Source organism: Sediminibacterium soli, from assembly GCF_009939225.1.
Classification (GTDB): domain Bacteria; phylum Bacteroidota; class Bacteroidia; order Chitinophagales; family Chitinophagaceae; genus Sediminibacterium; species Sediminibacterium soli.
On record NZ_JAACJR010000003.1, the window covers coordinates 532,098 to 551,058 of the forward strand.

Consider the following 18,961-nt stretch of genomic DNA (forward strand, 5'->3'; position numbering starts at 1 on the left):
TTTAGTAAGTATTATTTTATCCCTCCGCTTCCTCAATCCTTTCGTCTACGGCATTGGCGATCATGCGGGCGCTCATTTTCTTGAGGGGATTCTGGCGCATTTCGGCATAACCAAAACGCTTGCGGATGATCTCGATGCACTCGAATGTGGCGGAAAGGAACGAGCTGTGATCAGCCCTGCCTTTGCCCGCGATATCGAATGCAGTGCCATGATCGGGGCTGGTGCGGATCACAGGAAGTCCTGCTGAATAATTTACGCCTTCACCGATCGCCAGCGATTTAAAGGGTATCAGGCCCTGGTCGTGGTACATGGCCAGCACGGCATCGAATCTTTCAAAATGGCCATGCGCAAAAAATGCATCGGCGCTGTACGGGCCGAATACCATCATCGAATGCTTGGCATCCTTGATGGCGGGTTTGATGATGGTTTCTTCTTCGTTGCCGATCAGACCTTCGTCGCCCGCATGCGGGTTCAACCCCAGCACGGCAATACGCGGCTTATCGATGCCGAAATCTTTTTGCAGCGAACTGTGTATCACTTTCAGCTTGCTGGTGATGTTTTCCCGGGTAATGTATTTGGTAACATCCTGCAGGGGCACATGTTCCGTAACAACCCCCACGCGCAGGTTTTCTGCAACCATCAGCATCACTACTTCGGGAACATTGAAATAGGCCTTGAAATAAGGCGTATGTCCGCTGTACTGGAAATCGGCAGACTGGATATTCTTTTTATGGATAGGTGCCGTTACCAGTCCCTGTATCTGTCCTTCTTTTAAGGCCAGCGTAGCCTGCTGCAGGGAGATCAGGGCATATTTGCCGCCGGCTTCAGTAAGCTGCCCCGGCGTGATCGCCACTTCCTCTTCCCAGCAGTTTACCACATTCACCTGTTTGGGGTTGAGGCGGGTAAGATCCTTGGTGTTGTTATAATTGAAATTTGCATCGGGCAGGCTTTTGCGGTAAAAGTTCAGGCATTTGTTGTTGGCAAATACAACAGGTATGCAAACATCCAGCAAACGGTGGTCGGTCAGCGTTTTTAATATCAGTTCCAGGCCGATGCCGTTCAGATCGCCGGAGGTAAACCCGATAACCGGTTTGCCATGCTCATTGCTCATGATAACGATTTAGCTGTAAAAATACGGAAATAGTAGTTAGCCGGTGAGCCATTACCGTTGGGAGGATAAGTCCGATAGTGGTACATGGCCTATCGACCCATGGACTATGGGTCTTAGCCATCGACTAATCCTTACTTTTGCAGAATGCAGTACACGCTGAAGAAATCACTGGGGCAGCATTTTCTGAAAGATGAGGCAATCTGCCGTAACATCGTGGCCGCATTGCAGGAAGACCCGTTCACCCAACTGCTCGAAGTGGGGCCTGGCGGCGGCGCGCTTACCAAGTACCTGCTGCAGCTGGATGGCGTGGATTTCAAAGCCGTGGAACTTGATGAGGAAAAAGTGACCTATCTGCAGCATACCTACCCCGCCATAAAGGGAAAGATCATTCACCGGAGTATACTGGATATGAATGCGCCGTTTGAAGGGCTGTTTACCCTGGTAGGTAATTTTCCCTACAACATTTCTTCGCAGATTTTGTTTAAGGTGCTGGACTGGAAGCAGCAGGTGCCTGTGATGGTGGGTATGTTTCAGAAAGAAGTGGCGCAGCGCGTGGTATCGCAGCCGGGCAACAAAGTGTACGGCATACTAAGCGTATTGGTGCAGGCATTCTACGACGTGGAATACCTGTTTGATGTGGCACCCGCAAGTTTTGACCCGCCGCCCAAGGTAGTGAGCGGCGTGATCAGGCTGAAAAGAAAAGACAATCCCGTCACCGTCAAATCCGAGAGGGCTTTTTTTACGTTGGTAAAGGCAGCTTTTAACCAAAGACGAAAAATGCTGCGTAACCCGTTGAAAGGTTTCTTCGAAGAATCCATTTTGCAGGACGAATTATTTACCAAAAGGGCAGAACAGTTAACCATAGAGCAGTTTGCCCGGCTTACCTTTCAAATGAAATGATGCCGTGAAACCCAAAGTGATCATAACATCCAAAGTACATCCTCTTCTCCTGCAGACACTCGACGAAAAAGGATATGAAGTGCTGCATATGCCCAGCATCGGCTATGACCAGTTGTCTGCGCTGATCGGTGATGTCACCGGGTTGTTTGTGACAACACGGTTACCGATCGACAGGGCCATACTGGTGAGGGCCGGAAAACTGCAGTGGATCGGCCGCCTTGGCAGCGGCATGGAACTGATCGATGTTGCCTATGCAGAATCGAAGGGAATACGTTGCGTGAGCAGTCCCGAAGGCAACCGCAACGCTGTTGCGGAACATGAGCTGGCACTGCTGTTAAACCTTATGAACAGGATCAGCAGCAGCCAGCAGGAAGTGCGGAACGGACAATGGATACGGGATGCCAACCGCGGCATCGAACTTACGGGTAAAACAGTGGGCATTATCGGCTTTGGTAACACCGGCAGCTCGTTTGCCAAGCTGCTGGCGTCTTTCGAGGTAACCGTTCTGGCAAACGATATTGAAAAATCCGGTTTTGCAAACGGGTATATACGTGAAGCCGCGGTTGACCAGATTGCGCGCTATGCCGATGTTATCAGTCTGCATCTGCCGCTTACCGCCGATACCCGGCATTTTGCCAATGACGCTTTTTTCCGGTCGCTGCAAAAGCAACCGTTTTTCCTCAATACCTCACGCGGCAAAATAACAGATACCAAAGCGCTGATACGCGCCCTGGAAAACGGAAAGATCAGGGCTGCCGGTATCGATGTGCTGGAGAACGAAAAACTGGACAGCTATACACCCGCGGAGCAACATGAGCTCGACTGGTTGTTGGCCCAACCCAATGTGATCGTAACGCCCCATATAGCGGGCTACAGTGAAGAGGCGTTTTACAAAATGTCGAAAGTGCTGGTAGAGAAATTGAAACTGTAAGAGGTTTCTGAAGCAATTGGTTAATGGCCCCTAAAAATATATAGTTAGCTGATTGATAATTAGTTATACAACTATCTGGCGAAATTTTTTTATGCCGAATTAGCACGACAGCGATGCCCCCGATGGCAAAACTAAATAGGGGGCAAATATTTCCGAATGATCGTAAGTTTTCTTATTTTTGGAATCATGCAACGCTGCAATCACATGCGGCGTTGTATTTTTTTTGACTCTACTAAAAGGAAAGATCATGAGCGAGGCTACAATGTATGTTACAAAGGAGACATTTGAAAAGATGCGCGAAGAACTCCAGCGCATGAAAGGTGTGGACCGTCCCGCTGCTTCCAAAGCCATTGCGGAAGCGCGTGAGAAAGGCGACCTGAAGGAAAACGCGGAATACGATGCGGCCAAAGAGGCGCAGGGCATGCTGGAAGCCAAGATCAAACAGCTGGAAGGAGCCATTGCGAATGCCAAGATCGTTGACACCAGCGCTATCGATACAAGTAAAGTAACCATTCTTACAAAGGTTACCATTACCAATGTGGCCACCAAGAAAACGGTTACCTACCAGATCGTTGGCGAAAAAGAAGCCGATCTGAAACTGAATAAGATATCGGCCGGTTCTCCTATCGGCAAAGGCCTGATGGGTAAAGCCAAGGGCGAGGTGGCCGAAGTGCAGGCGCCGAACGGTATCCTGAAATTCAGGATAGAGGATATTACGGTATAATTACCCGGCACCGATAAACGTTCACCCATGAGCATATTTTCAAGGATCATAGCGGGGGAGATACCTTCTTTCAGGATAGCAGAGAACGATAAATTCTTTGCTTTCCTGGATATTTTTCCCCTGGTGAAAGGACATGTGCTGGTGGTACCCAAACCCGAAATTGATAAACTCTTTGACCTGCCCGATGATTATTTATCGGAGCTGCTGCTTTTTGCCCGGCCCATAGCACAGGCCATCGAGAAAAGTTTTGACTGCGACCGCTGCGGCATATCCGTGGTGGGTCTTGAAGTGCCGCATGCCCATCTTCACCTGATACCCATCAACAGCGCCGATGACCTCAACTTTACCCGCGGCAAACTGCAGCTCTCACACGAAGAGTTGAAAGAAGTGCAGGAGGTGATATTGAACGCTATGGGTAATTTGACAATTTGATGATTTGAAAATTTGAAAATGAATTGTTTCATGGTTACATTGTTTTAAAACAATAAACTAACCCGCTTCCATTTTCAAATTTTCAAATCATCAAATTTTCAAATAAAAACCACCTCATCCTCAGATCACTTCGTCCTCACCCTTCCCGGGTTCTTTGCAATAAAATCTTCCCATCCTTTGGCTGATTTGCCGGTTTTTACCAGCGGCGAAGAGGTTTGGTAATGATGGCAGAGCGCCACTGCCAGTGCATCGGTGGCATCGAAGTACCGGGGTTTTTCTTCGATCGACAGAATACGCTGCAGCATTTTCCAGACCTGGTCCTTATCAGCATTGCCATTGCCCGTGATAGACTGTTTTACTTTTTTAGGGGAGTATTCGGTCACCGTCATCCTGGCCTGCATGGCCGCAGCAATGGCCACTCCCTGGGCCCTGCCCAGTTTGAGCATGCTCTGCACATTCTTCCCGAAAAAAGGCGCCTCGATTGCAAAGGTTGAGGGACGGTACAGTTTGATCAGCTCGCATACCTTGGAATGGATCAGGTCAAGCCTGGCGTAGATGTCTTTCTCCTTTGTCAGTTTCAACACATCCATCAATAACACCTGCGGCTGCTGTTTCTCTATGCGCAGCAAGGCAAAACCCATCAGCTGTGTGCCCGGGTCGATCCCCAGTATGATCTCTCCTTTCATTCGGCAGTGAAAATACGCCCTCTTATGGATTTGACGGCGGGAAGTTAGCGGGTTGCGCAACGGTACTGGAACGATTTTTTTACCCGTCTGGCTTTGTTATAAGCCTATGCAGTACTTTTCTATTTCGGCGCGAACACCGTTCTTTGTATCGGCCAAATCCATGCTTCTGAGTAAACGGTTCAAAATATTTCTCAACTATGTTCTTGGTCCGGCCATTTTTATATGGCTATCCTGGTCAATCTACCACCAGATACAGAAGCAGGCCAATGTGCACCAGTCCTGGTACATCATCAAAAGCGCATTAACGGGGCCGCAGTCCTGGAAGCTGGGTCTGGTGATAGCACTCATGATCGTTCAGTGGGGTTTTGAGGCACGCAAATGGCAGATACTGATCGGGCATATCCAGAAAGTGTCGTCGAAAGCGGCTTTTCGCGCCATCCTTTCGGGGCAGGCGCTCGGATTCAGCACCCCCAACCGGGTTGGCGAATTGCTGGGGCGGGCAGTATTCCTTGACGAGGGTAACCGCCTGCGCGGTATCGTGCTGTCGCTGGTGGGCGGGCTCAGCCAGACCATCGTTACGCTGCTGGGCGGACTGCTTGCGCTGGTTTGGCTGCGCACCGATATTCTTCCGGCAACAAACAGGGTAGCGGGCGTATCCATTGTATGGTACGCGGGATTTGTGATTGCCACGGCCATCGGCGTGTTGGCATTTGTATTGCTGTTCTTTCGCATCGCCTGGGTGATCAGGATGCTTGAGCGGATACGTTTTGTTAACAGGTACCGTTTCCTGATAGAGGAACTGGAGAACCTGAGAAGGAAAGAATTAACAAGAATTTTGTTGCTTTCTTTATGCCGGTACGCCGTGTTTATCGTCCAGTATATATTACTATTGCAGGTGTTCGCCGTAGAGGTTACGCTGGTAAACGCGGTTTGTATGGTGAGCGTGATGTTGCTGATTCTTACGATCGTACCCACCATTGCGCTTGCGGAACTGGGGTTCAGGGGCCAGGTGAGCCTGCAATTGTTCGGGTTGTTAAGCAGTAATACCATCGGCATTATTGCTACAACGGCGGGAATATGGATCATCAACCTGATCATACCTGCCGCAGCCGGCAGCCTGTTTCTTATCGGTATCAGGATATTCAGGAACAAAAAGGAAAAAGCAACGTGAAAAAATTACTGGCCATTTTGTTGATCATGATGGGACTCAGCTGGCAGCCCGCACCGGTAACCGCACCTGCAGGGGAGTTTTGCGGTATCCGCAACCTCTCTTTCGAGCAGGGAGAAAATCTCACTTTCAACGTGTTCTATTCGGTGGTCGGACTGTATGTAAATGCCGGCACCGCCAATTTTACGGTTACGCTGGACCAGGTGAACAACCGGCCCACGTACCATGTGGTGGGGCATGGTACATCTAACAGCAGTTACGACTGGATATTCAAGGTAAGAGACCGTTACGAGTCCTTTATCGATACCGCCAGCATGCAGCCGCTGAAATTTATCCGGGATATCAACGAAGGCGGTTTTAAGAAATACGAGAATGTAACTTTCATCAGCCATAACAACAGCGCCATCACCGCCAACGGCGTGTTCAAGGTGCCCAATTGCGTACAGGATGTACTGAGCGCGATTTACTATGCGCGTAACATTGATTTCAACAAATACAAACCCGAAGACAAGATACCGTTTACCATGTTTCTCGATAACGAGGTATACAACCTGTACATCAAATACATGGGTAAGGAAACCGTAAAGACCAAGTATGGTAAGTTCCGCGCCATTAAATTCAAACCCCTGCTGGTGAAAGGAACGATGTTCGAAGGCGGTGAGAAAATGACGGTATGGGTAAGCGACGACATGAACCACCTGCCGCTCCGCGTGGAAAGCCCTATTGTAGTGGGCAGTATCAAAGTGGATATGATGCAGTACCGCAACCTGCGTTACCCGTTGAGTTCCATGATCAGTTTCCGGTGAAGAAGCGGCAGCGCTAATTGGCGGTGGCCGTGCCGGTAGACGCGATCCAGTCGAGGGATTCTTTCACCAGTGAGCTTTCTTTTTTCCGCGGTGCCTCGCTCCATAAACGGTATTCCGTATGCAGCCGGCTGAGTTTGGAATGCGTATACACATACCAGCAGATAAAGACGATGATCAGTGTGGCAATGGCCGTACCCACCAGCATACCGCCGATCAGCGACTGGTAATCCCTGTAACCAAGGTAGGAGCAAACAACGATGGAAGCCGCGGAGAGACAGCCTGAAACGCCGGCAATAACCGCATTGGCGTTCCTGTTGGCAATTTCCATACGGGTCTTGCATTTATCACAATGCGTAGCGGAAAGGTTGTTGAGCACCACAAATTTCCTGAAGGATATCGGCTCGGTGCATTCCGGGCAGCAGGCGTTTTGGGGTTTAAGCATAGGATATTGGATATTAACGGATACCAAGATAAGCTGGTAAAAAACATATTCCTATATCCTAAAATGTGAGTTTTTTGTAGTGATTATACGAAAATGAGTAGAAATTATGCCAGTGGCAGGGGATTTGACACCTGCCGGCAGCCGGCCTCAGAGATCAGAAAGGGCGAACCTGTCTTTCTCCCGGACCCCTTTTTCGGTCTGCTGCAGACTGCAGCATTCGTGGGCGGGATCGTGTTCGAAATACAGGATATAATCGTTGGCTGCCGCTTCCTGCAGGAAATTCGTTTTTTCCCTGAGCGAAGTGAGCGGGAACATATCGTAGGCCATAATATACGGCAGGGGCAGATGAGCTATCGATGGCAGCAGGTCGGCCATGTAAACAATCGTTCTGCCTTTGTAGGCGATCTGTGGCAGCATCATTTTATCAGTATGCCCGTTCACAAAACGGATGCTGATGTTTTCCGTAAAAGAAACCGAAGACAGCTGTCCTTCAGGAGTGCCGGAGGGAACTTCCACGAACTTCAAACGCCCGCTTTCCTGCATCGGCAGGATGTTCTCCTTTAAAAACGAGGCTTTCTCCCTTGCATTCGGAACGGTGGCCCATTGCCAGTGGTCGGCATTGCTCCAGTAAACGGCGTTCGGGAATGCCGGCACCAGTTGGTCCCCCTGTCTTTCAATGCATCCCCCGCAATGGTCAAAATGCAGATGCGTCAGGAACACATCGGTGATATCCTTTCGGCTGAAACCGCAGTTGTCCAGCGATTTGTCCAGCGTATCATCGCCGTGCAGGTAATAATGACCAAAGAACCTGGCGTCCTGTTTGTTGCCCATGCCGGTATCTACCAGTATCAGCCGTTCGCCTTCCTGTATCAGCAAACAACGCAGTGCCCAGGAGCACATATTGTTGTCGTCGGCCGGGTTGAGTTTGTTCCAGATACTTTTCGGCACCACGCCGAACATGGCGCCGCCATCGAGTTTGAAATAACCGGTGTTGATGGTGAATAGATTCATAGATAGGGTGAATTCAACATTCAAAAAGCAAAATTCAAAAAAAAGAACCGGTTTTCAATTTTGAATATTGTGTTCGCATCGCATAAGCGAGCAATAACAGGCCGATCGCAAAAAACACCACCAGCGTCAGCACCGAATTCCGCTGCGAGCCGCTGAGCTCATTGATAAAACCAAAACTGGACATACCGATTACGATCGCGATCTTTTCCGTGACATCGTAGAAACTGAAAAAAGAAGTGGTATCCCGTGTTTCGGGCATCAGTTTCGCATAGGTGCTGCGGCTCAGGGACTGGATGCCGCCCATAACAAAACCCACCAGCGTGGCAAGGGCATAGAATTCATAGATACCGTCTCTCGGCAAAAGATAACCGATCACGCAAAGCACGATCCATAAAGCCACCACGATCATCAGCGCCCTGAAATTGCCCAGTTTGGATGACAGCCTGGCGATGGCATAGGCGCCGGGTATGGCCACCAGCTGTATGATCAGTATGGATATGATCAGGTTTTCCGTGGGTATATTCAGCTCGCTTTTGCCATACAGTGTTGCTGCCAGCATAACAGTTTGCACCCCCATATTGTAAAAGAAAAAAGCACCCAGGTATCTTTTCAGTACAGGCATCTGTTTTACCTGCAGCCATACCTTATTCAGTTCTTTGTACCCATGGGTCAGCAGGCTGCCGCGGTCGCCGCTTTTTTCGATCGGGGTATTTTTGGGCAGGCGGCTGAGCGAGAACTGGCCGAAGCCCCACCACCAGATACCCACCAGCAGGAACGAGAGCTGCGAAGCTTTTCCTTCATTAATGCCAAACAGATCGGGTTTAAGCACAAAAACAAAACAGATGATCTGCAGGATCACACTGCCGATATACCCCATGGCAAACCCTTTTGCGCTTACCCTGTCCTGGTCCTGCGGCGCAGCAATCTCGGGAAGAAAGGAATTGTAGAACACAAGACTGGCCCAGTAGCCGATACAGGCAATCACCAGGCAGGCAATGCCATACCCCAGGTTGTTGCTGTCGTAAAAATAAAGCGCACTGCAGGCCAGGCTGCCGATGGTGCAGAAAAAGAACAGGAATTTTTTCTTATTGCCTTTGTAATCGGCGATCGATGACAGGATAGGCGAGATGATGGCAACAATAAGAAAGGCAAAACTCAGCGCGTACGTGTACAGCGAGGTATTGACAAACTCCCTTCCAAAAAACCGCACCGTGTCAACCGGGGTATTGGGGTCATGATCACCCGTTACCGCTTCAAAATACGCGGGAAAAATAGTGGAGGTGATCACCAGGTTGTACACACTGTTGGCCCAGTCATACATTGCCCAGCCATTGATGACTTTCTTGGAAGCGGTTTGCATGCGGTTGGTTTTGGTTGCTTAAATATATTATGGATTGGTGGATTAGTGGATTAGCGGATTCTGGATTTTTTTGGCTGTATCGTCCCGCGAAATACTTCCTGCCTTTCCCAGGCACCACCATTCACTAATCCATAATCCGCGAATCCGGAATCCACTAATCCGCTAATCGATAGTTATTTGATATAGCCCGAGAGCACCAGCGCCAGCAACACCACGCCGCCGATTACCCGGTACCAGCCAAACAGTTTAAAACCGGCACGCTGCAGGTACTGGATAAAGAACCTGATGGCCAGCATGGCCACCACAAAAGCCACCAGGTTGCCTACGGCAAGCGCCACCAGGTTATCGGTGTTCCTGAGCATCCCGGGATTGTCTTTGAATGCTTTCAGTAATTTATAGCCTGTGGCCGCCGCCATGGTTGGCACGGCAAGAAAAAAAGAAAACTCTGCCGCCAGGCTCCTGGTCAGTTTCTGCTGCATACCGCCGATGATGCTGGCGGCGCTGCGGCTGGTTCCGGGGATCATGGCAAGACATTGCCAGATACCGATGATGAATGCCTCGCCGAAACTGATCTTTTCATCGGTTTCGATAGTTGGATTTTTGAAGAGCGCATCGATAAACAACAATACGATACCGCCTGCCAGCATGGTAACTGCCACGGTAAGCGGACTTTCAAGCAGTGCATCGATCTTGTCTGAAAAGATCGCCCCCAGCGCCAGCGCGGGTATTACCGCAACGATCAGTTTGGCGTAGAATGTCCAGGGGTTGCGGACAAAGAATTTCTTCCAGTACAACACCACCACCGATAATATTGCGCCCAGCTGTATGGCCACTTCGAACAGCTTGGTAAAATCGTCTTTGCCAATACCCAGCAGGGAACTGGTGATGATCATATGTCCTGTGGACGAAATCGGCAGAAACTCAGTAACGCCTTCAACAATGGCAATGATGACAGCTTCAAAAAGAGACATGGGTTGGGAATTAAGAAGTAAAAATTAATAATTAAAAATGAATAATGGGAGCACGGCCGGTATGTAGCCTTCGGTTCGCTTGCACAATATACCGGGTATAAAAAAAGCGGCTGAAGCCGCTGTGATTTTTTTGATCGAATACCTTATGCTGTTTTCGGTTTTTTGAAGATGGCAAAGATCTCTATACCCAGTCCCAGCAGGATCAGTATCGGTGCCACGGTGAGTCTTACAGTACTGTATACCTCGTTTGTATCGAACACATTCGGGTCTGCACTTTTACCGCCCGACAGCAGGAACATACCCAGGGCCACTACAGCGGCTCCGATCAGCATCCATAAATAATTGTCCTTTGTAAACAGGGTGGTGTTCAATGTTGGTTTCTGGTCTGCCATGGTAGCACGTTTAACGGATGCAATATAGGTAAGGTTGGGCATTTTGGAATTGGGGATGGGGAAATTTTGAAACGGGGCCTGGCCTGAAAATCCCAGGATTTGGCCGTCCTCCATTCCAATAGGTCAATACAGGTCGTCGAGTTTCATTTTCAGGTATTTGAGTACACTGCGGTGGGTGCTGTATACGGAAATGCCCACGCCCAGTATCACCAGGCCGAAGAAAAGGATCAGCGTCAGTTTGGTATCGCGTATCACCCTTAACTGCGGAAACTGGCTTTCGGCCCAGCCGATCAGCGTGAACAGCAGTAAAATGGCGATCGCGGAGCTGATCAGTCCGTTTACCAGCGCACGTACATTCAGTGGTTTGGCAATAAAGCCCCGGGTTGCGCCCACCATCTGCATGGTCTTGATCAGGAAGCGGTTGCTGAACATGGCCAGCCGTATGGTATTGTCAATACTCACGATAACGATCACGCACAATACCACCGCTATCACCAGGAATATCAGCCCGATCTTGGAGGCGCGTTCGTTCAGGTTGGTCACCAGGCTCTGCGGGTATTGCAGGTCGGTGATCTGGTTACCGTAGGCGCCCATCAGTTCGTCCGAGATCTTTTTAAGGCTGTCTGCATTCACATAACTCGCCTTTGCATAAAAATCGATGCTTTCCGGAAGCGGGTTTACATCCAATATCTTGGCCCAGTCCTCGTTGTTTTCCCTGTTCCAGATCTGCTTGGCGGTATTCTTGTCTACATAGGTTACGTTCTTGGCGTAAGGCCTCCCGGCAATGAACTGTTGTATCTGCCCGATCGTATCCTTGTTGAGGGTGCGCAGATAGGCGCTCAGACGGATATCTTCCTTGAACGCATTACCCACCGATTTGATGTTCAGGAAAAACCAGCCCATGATACCCAGTATCAGCAATACCAGGGCTACGCCCACGATGCTGTAGATATAATTGGGCTTGCTGCGTTTAAGAGACGCTTTCGCGCTGTTTGCCATGCTCTTGGTTTTAATTCCGGTTAGGATTCAGGTCTTACAAATGTACGGTTTTGATGCCTAAACCCTACATTTGCAGCACTCTGACGATGGGTTTTGCTATTGGAAAATAGCGTATTCCCGGCCGGGGGCGGGTTAAAGAACTGTTAGTATTCTGTAGCCGGCACCGGGTCCTTTGTTCGGCTTCGTTGCGTTCGCCTGCGCGAAGCTTTGGCGAAGCAAGGTAGCACACCTGTACTCCGGCATGCAAAGGGTCTGTCGTCCACAAGCTTCCAGCAAACCCCGTACCCGATAAACCGATACGCAAACAAACCGGCAGATCAATAAACGAACAGACCAACAGACAATCATCATGGAATACAATTTCAGGGGTATCGAAAAGAAATGGCAGGAGCAGTGGAAGGCGTCCGGCGCCTATCAGGTGGGCAACGAAAGCAGTAAACCGAAGTTTTATGTACTCGATATGTTCCCTTATCCAAGTGGGGCCGGTCTGCATGTGGGCCATCCGCTGGGATATATCGCATCCGATATCTACAGCCGTTTTAAAAGACTGAAAGGTTTCAATGTGCTTCACCCGATGGGATACGATGCCTTTGGCCTGCCCGCCGAACAGTATGCACTGGAACACGGCATACACCCCGCAACCAGCACCGAGCAGAATATCCGGAATTTCCGCGAGCAGCTCGATAATATCGGCTTCTGCTTCGACTGGAGCAGGGAGGTGCGTACTTCGGATCCGAAATTTTACAAATGGACGCAGTGGATATTCCTGCAGCTGTTCGATAGTTTTTATAACCGCACCACGCGTAAGGCAGAACGTATACAAACACTGGTTACTGTCTTCGAAAAAAACGGTAACCGTGAACACGAGTGTCCCGGCGATGCGTCCATCCGTTTCAGCGCGCAGCAATGGAATGCGTACACCGAAAAAGAAAAGCAGGACATTCTGATGCATTACCGCATTTCCTACTGCGGCTACGGCGAAGTGAACTGGTGCGAGGCATTGGGCACCGTACTGGCCAATGACGAAGTGGTGAACGGCGTCAGCGAACGCGGCGGCTATCCTGTTGTCAAAAAGAAACTCCGCCAGTGGTATCTGCGCATCACCGAATACGCCGACCGTCTTCTCGAAGGACTGCAGACCATCGAATTCAGTGAGGCCATGACCGAAATGCAGACAAACTGGATCGGCAAATCCTTCGGCGCCGAGATAAGTTTTGAGATACCGGGCCCCGAAACCTCAGACGATGCACGGAAAAACACTTCCCCCGCTACTCACGATTCACGACTCACGGTTTACACCACCCGTCCAGATACCATTTTCGGCGTTGATTTTATGGTGGTGGCGCCCGAGCACGAACTGATCGCCCATATCACCACCGATGAGCAGCGGCAGGTGGTTGAAGCGTATATCGCTTATGTAAAAAGCCGCAGCGACCGTGAGCGGCAGGCCGAGAAAAAGATCAGCGGCTGTTTTACCGGTGCTTATGCGGTGAACCCTTTTAACGGAAAGCGTATACCCATCTGGATATCGGAGTATGTGCTTGCCGGGTACGGTACCGGCGCCATCATGGCCGTACCCTGCGGTGATGAGCGTGATTTTAAATTTGCCAGTCATTTCGGCATACCAATCACCAATATCATCGGCGAACACTATACCGGCGAAGAAGCCAATCCCACCAAAGATGCGGTACTTGGCAACAGCGATTTTCTGGATGGTATGGTGATGCGCGATGCCATCGGTGTGGTTATCACCCGGCTCGAAGAGAGGGGCATTGGCAAACGCAAGGTCAATTATAAAATGCGCGATGCCGCTTTCAGCCGCCAGCGCTACTGGGGCGAACCGTTTCCTGTGCAGTGGAAGAACGGTGTAGCCGTTGCACTGCCCGAAACCGAACTGCCCTTGCTGTTGCCGGAAGTGGACAGCTACAGCTCAGGGCCGGAAGGCGAGGGGCCGCTGGCCAATATCCCCGAATGGGTGGCAAAGGAACTGGAAACGAATACCATGCCCGGTTATGCCGGCAGCAGCTGGTATTTTCTCCGGTATATGGACCCGCACAACGATGCGGCATTCTGCGACCGCAAAGCCAGCGATTACTGGAACCAGGTAGACCTCTATATCGGCGGAACCGAACATGCGGTGGGCCATTTGCTGTACAGCCGTATGTGGACAAAAGTGCTGTTCGATCTCGGCTATATCGGTTTTGACGAACCTTACCGGAAACTGCTGAACCAGGGCATGATACAGGGCAGCAGCCGCTTTGTATACCGCGTTCGCGGCACGGGCAAATTTGTTTCGCATAGCCTTATCGATGGCGAAGCATTCAAAATGGAAGCGCTTGATCCGATACGGGTGGATGTGAATTTTGTAGACGGTGTTGAACTGGATATCGATGCATTCAAACTCTGGCGCAACGGGGAATATGCAGATGCGGAAATGATACTGGATGAAGAAAAATACATCTGCGGTTCGGAAGTGGAGAAGATGTCGAAATCGAAATTCAATACGGTAAACCCGAACGAACTGGTACAGAAATTCGGCGCCGACACCTTCCGCATGTACGAAATGTTCCTCGGTCCTGTTGAACAAAGCAAACCATGGGATACCAAAGGCATCGAAGGCGTACACCGTTTTCTTAAAAAATTATGGAGGCTGTTCTTTGATGAACAGAAAGGAAAGATCTGGAATGCCGATGCACCCGCTGCAGAAGAATGGAAAGTGTTGCACCGCACGATCAGAAAAATAGAAGACGATACGGAACGCTACAGTTTTAACACAGCCGTGAGCACGTTCATGATCTGCATTAACGAACTCAGCGACCTGAAGTGTCATAAAAAAACCATACTGGAACAGGTATTGATCCTGCTCACGCCCTATGCGCCGCATATTGCTGAAGAACTATGGCAGGCATTGGGCAATACCGATTCCATCCTTAACGCGCCGTTCCCGGTTTTTGAAGAGAAATATGTTGTTGAATCATCGAAAGAATACCCGGTAAGTATTAATGGTAAAGTCAGGACCACCATCAATATTTCGCTGGCGGCCGGACAGAACGAAGTAGAGAAAATCGTATTGGACAGTGAGATCATCCGGAAATGGCTGGAAGGTAAACAACCCAAGAAAATCATCTTTGTAAAAGGAAAAATGATCAATATTGTGATCTGATTTTCGGTTCGGGCACAAATAACTATCTGTGCTAATCTGTCTGTCGACAGACAGGTCTGTGAAATCAGCGGCAATATCTGCCGGTGATTAACAAAAATTTCACCTCTCTCAAACTACCTTCGCAGTATCAAAAAATGCCAAGTTATGAAGAGAGGTTTACGCATGATGACACTTGCAGCCGGTATTTTGTTTGCCACCGGCAGTTTTGCCAACGAGCCCGACACCATCCAGGCTTTGAAAGAAAGAATGGCAAAAATGGAGAAGCAGGTACAGCAGTTACAGGCCGAGTTAAAAATGCTGAAGTCGAGCGACAGCAGTCTTGCAGCCGAACTGAAAGAAGTTAAAAAAACAACCCCGGCCATTGCCGACAAATCACGCAAGCTGGTGATCGACAGAAGAGGAAGCAAGCAGGCGTATCTGCAGTAAAGCAGCAAGAAGATAACAGACTGAAACGTTGATAGGTTGGGGTACGCTGTTGTAGCGGCCCCCACTTATCAGCGTTTTTTCTTTTCAGCCTTCCGGCAAATAACCCTTCAGCCATTTTCTTCTTCTATAATCCGCAGAATTTCTATCTTACCCGTTCAATCAAACTATCTGCAATGAGGAAGTTATTCTCCATTTTTGTGATGGGCATGGGCGCCTTTGCGGCAAATGCGCAGGCGTCCGACGCATTCTTTCTGTCCCATCCCACCTTATCACCCGACGGGCAGACGGTTGTTTTCAGTTTTGAAGGCGACCTGTGGAAAGCGAATGTAAAAGACGGCCAGGCATCGCGTATCACCGCCATGCAGGGATATGAGACCAATGCCAGGATCTCGCCCGATGGTAAATGGATCGCGTTTACCGGCAGGCAATATGGCAACGCCGATGTATTCGTCATCCCCTTCAGCGGCGGAGAAGTGAAACAGCTTACCTACCACAGCGGCACCGACGAAGTGAACAGCTGGAGCTGGGACAGCAAAACCATTTATTTCACATCTAACCGGATGGGGCAATAGTCGGGCTTTACGGTAGGCATTGCCGGTGGTACGCCACAGCGGCTGTTCGGGGATCATTTTTTTCTTTTTGATCATAACCTGTTTGAACATCCTGTAACAGGAGAAGTGTTTTTTAACGACACATGGGAAAGCAGCAACCAGGCAGCGCGTAAACGTTATAAAGGGCCTTTTAATCCGGATATACAGTCGTACAATATCAAAACAAAACAGTATAAAAAATATACCACCTGGGAAGGAAAGGATTTCGGCGCCACCATTGACAGGAGTGGTAATGTGTATTTTATTTCGGACGAAGCTAACGGTGAATATAACCTGTATGCACTGGATAAGTCGGACAAGAAGACCGGGCTTACCAGGTTCACCACATCCATCAAAACACCTTCTGTAAATGCCAATGGCGGAAAGATCGTATTTGAGAGGGATTACCAGTTGTGGTTGTATGACGTGGCCTCAGGCAAAACCGGGAAACTTGAGCTGACCCTGCTGCGAAACAGTGTACTTCCGGCGGTAAAGGATTACGAGGTCCGTAATAACATCACCAACTTCGATGTATCGCCCGATGGTAAGAAGATCGCTTTCACCTCGCGCGGAGAATTGTTTGTAAGTGATGCGGAAGGAAAATTCATACAGCGTATCAACAAGGGAAACACCGAAAGGGCGAGGGAAGTAAAATGGATGAGCGACAGCAAAACGCTGCTGTTCAACGAAACCCGGAACGGGTACCTCAACCTGTATACGGCGGCAGCCGATGGCAACGGTACCGTAAAACAGCTGACCGGCGATCTGAAGGATAACCGTGCCATCGCCCTCAATAAAGCTCGCACCAAAGCTGTTTACCTCAGCGGAAGGGATGAGGTAAAGCTGCTTGACCTGAAAACATGGGAGAACAAAACCATCGTGAAGGACGAGATCTGGGCTTTCCAGAATTCGGATCCCGGGTTCTCGCCCAATGATGAATACGTGATCTTTACCGCGGTGCGAAATTTTGAACAGGATATTTTTATCCATCATCTTCGCGATAATAAGACTACCAATCTTACGAATACCGGCATTACCGAGTCATCGCCTGTTTGGGGGCCGGATGGAAAATATATCTATTTTATTTCCTCCCGTACCAGGCCTTCTTATCCTTTCGGTATGCAGAATCCCCGCCTTTATCGCCTGCCCCTTGAAAAGATCGACGAGCCTTATCGCAGTGATAAATACAATGATCTTTTTAAGACCGAAAAAAAGGAGGAGCCTAAGAAGGATTCGGCAGCCGCAAAAAAAGATTCAACAAAAAAAGAATCCACTCCTTCGCATATTGCTGTAAATGCGGAGAGCATGATGGATCGCATCGAGCAGGTTGGTCCTTCCTTTGGTTCGCAATACCTGCTGACAGTATCGCAGAAAGGCGAGAAGACATTTGTATTGTATGTGAGCGATCATGCGGAAGGCCGTCCTGCCTTATGGAAGACCACACTGGAACCGTTTGAGAACCCCAAAACAGAAAGGATAACCGGTGCAGACGCAGGAAGCATTGATTATGCAGAGGGGGGAGATAAGACCATGATCGTTATGAACGGCAATCTCTTCAGGCTGAATATGGATGGCAATCGTGTCGATCCGGTGTTGATCAGCCAGACCTTCCGCAGGAACCTGGCCGCGGAATTCGCACAGATATTCGAAGAAGCATGGGCGCAGGTGGAGGAAAATTATTATGATGAAAATTTCCACGGGCTCGACTGGCAGGCTACCAAGAAAAGATATGCGGCCTTTATACCACATCTCAATAACCGTAACGACCTGCGGATATTATTGGGCGATATGCTGGGTGAGCTCAATTCCTCACACCAGGGGTTCAGCACTTCCGGCGATGATGAGAGCGTGCAGCTGACAAACCGAACGATGGAAACAGGTATCATGTTTGACAACACGGATCCGTACACGGTTACATATCTTATAAAGAACAGTAATGCCGACAAACATTCGATCGATATCCGTCCGGGTGATGTATTGGTGAAAGTAAATGATGAAACGGTTGACAAAAATGCGGACCGTAATTTCTATTTCAGCCGTCCGTCTATCGACAGGGAGATGAAACTGGATTTTCTGCGTAACGGATTGCCGGTGCAGGTAAAGATTCACCCGCAGACTGGTATCGGTAATAATCTGTATGATGAATGGATCGACAATAACCAGCAGCGCGTTGACCGGAAAAGCAATAACCGCATCGCCTACCATTGTATGAAGAATATGGGCGGACCGGAACTGGAGAAATTCCTGATCGATATGACACAGGATTTTTATAAAAAAGATGCCCTGATACTCGATCTGCGTTACAATACCGGCGGCAATGTACACGATGAAGTATTGAAATTCCTGAGCCAGCGTGCCTACCTGTCATGGAAGTACCGTGAGGGAAAGCTGTCGCCGCAGTCCAATTTTGCACCGGCCGATAAACCCATTGTACTGCTTACCAACGAGCAGTCGCTGAGCGATGCGGAAATGACCTCGCAGGGTTTCAAAGCGCTGAGGTTGGGTAAGATCATCGGAACGGGCACCTATCGCTGGATCATTTTTACGAGTGGCGCCGGTCTGGTGGACGGCTCTTTTGTTAGACTTCCGGGCTGGGGCTGTTATTCGCTCGAAGGAAAAGACCTTGAGAAGACAGGCGTGGAGCCGGATATTTACGTGCCGATGGGCTTTGAAGACCGTATCAATAAACGTGATCCGCAGCTGGACAGGGCCATCGAAGAGATCAGGAAGCAGCTGAAACAGGGTGACAGCAAATAAATAAACCAATCAAAAGAGGGGATAGACGGATCTATCCCCCTCTTTTTGGCCCGGAAAATCCCGGCGGCCCTGCATAAGCAGGCGTTTTTTTG

General features: G+C 49.5%; 18 protein-coding genes. 10 read left to right on the forward strand and 8 right to left on the reverse strand.

Annotation, left to right across the window (positions count from 1 at the left end):
- Positions 1-16: 16 nt before the first annotated feature.
- A complete protein-coding gene (gene pdxA / locus GWC94_RS02420; protein ID WP_161833398.1) occupies positions 17-1,111 on the reverse strand; it encodes a 4-hydroxythreonine-4-phosphate dehydrogenase PdxA in 1,095 nt (364 codons plus the stop codon).
- Positions 1,112-1,255: 144 nt separating this feature from the next.
- Here pdxA and rsmA point away from each other — a divergent pair, with 144 nt between their 5' ends.
- The 4 genes from rsmA to GWC94_RS02440 all read left to right on the forward strand — a co-directional run bounded on the left by rsmA (position 1,256) and on the right by GWC94_RS02440 (position 4,098).
- Positions 1,256-2,011, forward strand: coding sequence for a 16S rRNA (adenine(1518)-N(6)/adenine(1519)-N(6))-dimethyltransferase RsmA (rsmA, locus tag GWC94_RS02425; protein ID WP_161833399.1), 756 nt, complete (start codon positions 1,256-1,258; stop codon positions 2,009-2,011).
- Positions 2,012-2,015: 4 nt separating this feature from the next.
- Positions 2,016-2,942, forward strand: coding sequence for an NAD(P)-dependent oxidoreductase (locus GWC94_RS02430; RefSeq protein WP_161833400.1), 927 nt, complete (start codon positions 2,016-2,018; stop codon positions 2,940-2,942).
- Positions 2,943-3,189: 247 nt separating this feature from the next.
- Complete coding sequence (greA, locus tag GWC94_RS02435; RefSeq protein WP_202628609.1) at positions 3,190-3,666, forward strand: transcription elongation factor GreA; 477 nt, start codon at positions 3,190-3,192, stop codon at positions 3,664-3,666.
- A gap of 27 nt (positions 3,667-3,693) precedes the next feature.
- Positions 3,694-4,098, forward strand: a complete 405-nt coding sequence (locus GWC94_RS02440; protein ID WP_161833401.1) for an HIT family protein — start codon at positions 3,694-3,696, stop codon at positions 4,096-4,098.
- Between the two features lie 125 nt (positions 4,099-4,223).
- On the opposite strand, the gene ruvC is transcribed toward GWC94_RS02440, so the two are convergent.
- Positions 4,224-4,784 (reverse strand): crossover junction endodeoxyribonuclease RuvC, encoded by a 561-nt coding sequence (ruvC, locus tag GWC94_RS02445; RefSeq protein ID WP_161833402.1) that lies wholly within the window; start codon positions 4,782-4,784, stop codon positions 4,224-4,226.
- 160 nt (positions 4,785-4,944) lie between these two features.
- Here ruvC and GWC94_RS02450 point away from each other — a divergent pair, with 160 nt between their 5' ends.
- A complete protein-coding gene (locus GWC94_RS02450; protein WP_161833403.1) occupies positions 4,945-5,955 on the forward strand; it encodes a lysylphosphatidylglycerol synthase domain-containing protein in 1,011 nt (336 codons plus the stop codon).
- Positions 5,952-6,758: a DUF3108 domain-containing protein gene (locus tag GWC94_RS02455; protein WP_317163412.1), complete on the forward strand. Its 807-nt coding sequence runs from the start codon at positions 5,952-5,954 to the stop codon at positions 6,756-6,758. Before GWC94_RS02450 ends, GWC94_RS02455 begins: the two co-directional genes overlap by 4 nt.
- A gap of 13 nt (positions 6,759-6,771) precedes the next feature.
- Here GWC94_RS02455 and GWC94_RS02460 read toward each other — a convergent pair whose 3' ends face one another.
- The 6 genes from GWC94_RS02460 to GWC94_RS02485 all read right to left on the reverse strand — a co-directional run bounded on the left by GWC94_RS02460 (position 6,772) and on the right by GWC94_RS02485 (position 11,933).
- Entirely contained in the window at positions 6,772-7,200 is a 429-nt protein-coding gene (locus tag GWC94_RS02460) for a hypothetical protein (RefSeq protein ID WP_161833404.1), read from the reverse strand.
- A gap of 147 nt (positions 7,201-7,347) precedes the next feature.
- Positions 7,348-8,211 carry an MBL fold metallo-hydrolase gene (locus tag GWC94_RS02465; protein ID WP_161833405.1) on the reverse strand — a complete coding sequence of 288 codons (864 nt, stop codon included), beginning with the start codon at positions 8,209-8,211 and terminating at the stop codon, positions 7,348-7,350.
- 34 nt (positions 8,212-8,245) lie between these two features.
- Positions 8,246-9,571: an MFS transporter gene (locus GWC94_RS02470; protein WP_161833406.1), complete on the reverse strand. Its 1,326-nt coding sequence runs from the start codon at positions 9,569-9,571 to the stop codon at positions 8,246-8,248.
- A gap of 173 nt (positions 9,572-9,744) precedes the next feature.
- Complete coding sequence (locus GWC94_RS02475; RefSeq protein WP_161833407.1) at positions 9,745-10,542, reverse strand: undecaprenyl-diphosphate phosphatase; 798 nt, start codon at positions 10,540-10,542, stop codon at positions 9,745-9,747.
- A gap of 143 nt (positions 10,543-10,685) precedes the next feature.
- Positions 10,686-10,934 (reverse strand): DUF3098 domain-containing protein, encoded by a 249-nt coding sequence (locus GWC94_RS02480; protein WP_161833408.1) that lies wholly within the window; start codon positions 10,932-10,934, stop codon positions 10,686-10,688.
- A 123-nt stretch (positions 10,935-11,057) separates the two neighbouring features.
- Positions 11,058-11,933, reverse strand: a complete 876-nt coding sequence (locus GWC94_RS02485) for a cell division protein FtsX (protein WP_161833409.1) — start codon at positions 11,931-11,933, stop codon at positions 11,058-11,060.
- Positions 11,934-12,282: 349 nt separating this feature from the next.
- Between GWC94_RS02485 and leuS the strand changes: the two genes are divergently transcribed.
- The 4 genes from leuS (at position 12,283) to GWC94_RS16985 (ending at position 18,869) form a co-directional block, all read left to right on the forward strand.
- A complete protein-coding gene (gene leuS / locus GWC94_RS02490) occupies positions 12,283-15,096 on the forward strand; it encodes a leucine--tRNA ligase (RefSeq protein WP_161833410.1) in 2,814 nt (937 codons plus the stop codon).
- 144 nt (positions 15,097-15,240) lie between these two features.
- Positions 15,241-15,522, forward strand: coding sequence for a hypothetical protein (locus tag GWC94_RS02495; protein ID WP_161833411.1), 282 nt, complete (start codon positions 15,241-15,243; stop codon positions 15,520-15,522).
- A gap of 173 nt (positions 15,523-15,695) precedes the next feature.
- Complete coding sequence (locus tag GWC94_RS16650) at positions 15,696-16,094, forward strand: PD40 domain-containing protein (protein ID WP_202628626.1); 399 nt, start codon at positions 15,696-15,698, stop codon at positions 16,092-16,094.
- Between the two features lie 105 nt (positions 16,095-16,199).
- Positions 16,200-18,869, forward strand: coding sequence for a S41 family peptidase (locus GWC94_RS16985; RefSeq protein ID WP_202628610.1), 2,670 nt, complete (start codon positions 16,200-16,202; stop codon positions 18,867-18,869).
- Positions 18,870-18,961: the final 92 nt, after the last annotated feature.

Coding starts and splice junctions, on each gene's coding strand:
- pdxA (WP_161833398.1), bottom strand. CDS start 1,111: ATGAGCAATGAGCATGGCAAACCGGTTATCGGGTTTACCTCCGGCGAT.
- rsmA (WP_161833399.1), top strand. CDS start 1,256: ATGCAGTACACGCTGAAGAAATCACTGGGGCAGCATTTTCTGAAAGAT.
- greA (WP_202628609.1), top strand. CDS start 3,190: ATGAGCGAGGCTACAATGTATGTTACAAAGGAGACATTTGAAAAGATG.
- GWC94_RS02440 (WP_161833401.1), top strand. CDS start 3,694: ATGAGCATATTTTCAAGGATCATAGCGGGGGAGATACCTTCTTTCAGG.
- ruvC (WP_161833402.1), bottom strand. CDS start 4,784: ATGAAAGGAGAGATCATACTGGGGATCGACCCGGGCACACAGCTGATG.
- GWC94_RS02450 (WP_161833403.1), top strand. CDS start 4,945: ATGCTTCTGAGTAAACGGTTCAAAATATTTCTCAACTATGTTCTTGGT.
- GWC94_RS02460 (WP_161833404.1), bottom strand. CDS start 7,200: ATGCTTAAACCCCAAAACGCCTGCTGCCCGGAATGCACCGAGCCGATA.
- GWC94_RS02465 (WP_161833405.1), bottom strand. CDS start 8,211: ATGAATCTATTCACCATCAACACCGGTTATTTCAAACTCGATGGCGGC.
- GWC94_RS02470 (WP_161833406.1), bottom strand. CDS start 9,571: ATGCAAACCGCTTCCAAGAAAGTCATCAATGGCTGGGCAATGTATGAC.
- GWC94_RS02475 (WP_161833407.1), bottom strand. CDS start 10,542: ATGTCTCTTTTTGAAGCTGTCATCATTGCCATTGTTGAAGGCGTTACT.
- GWC94_RS02480 (WP_161833408.1), bottom strand. CDS start 10,934: ATGGCAGACCAGAAACCAACATTGAACACCACCCTGTTTACAAAGGAC.
- GWC94_RS02485 (WP_161833409.1), bottom strand. CDS start 11,933: ATGGCAAACAGCGCGAAAGCGTCTCTTAAACGCAGCAAGCCCAATTAT.
- leuS (WP_161833410.1), top strand. CDS start 12,283: ATGGAATACAATTTCAGGGGTATCGAAAAGAAATGGCAGGAGCAGTGG.
- GWC94_RS02495 (WP_161833411.1), top strand. CDS start 15,241: ATGAAGAGAGGTTTACGCATGATGACACTTGCAGCCGGTATTTTGTTT.
- GWC94_RS16650 (WP_202628626.1), top strand. CDS start 15,696: ATGAGGAAGTTATTCTCCATTTTTGTGATGGGCATGGGCGCCTTTGCG.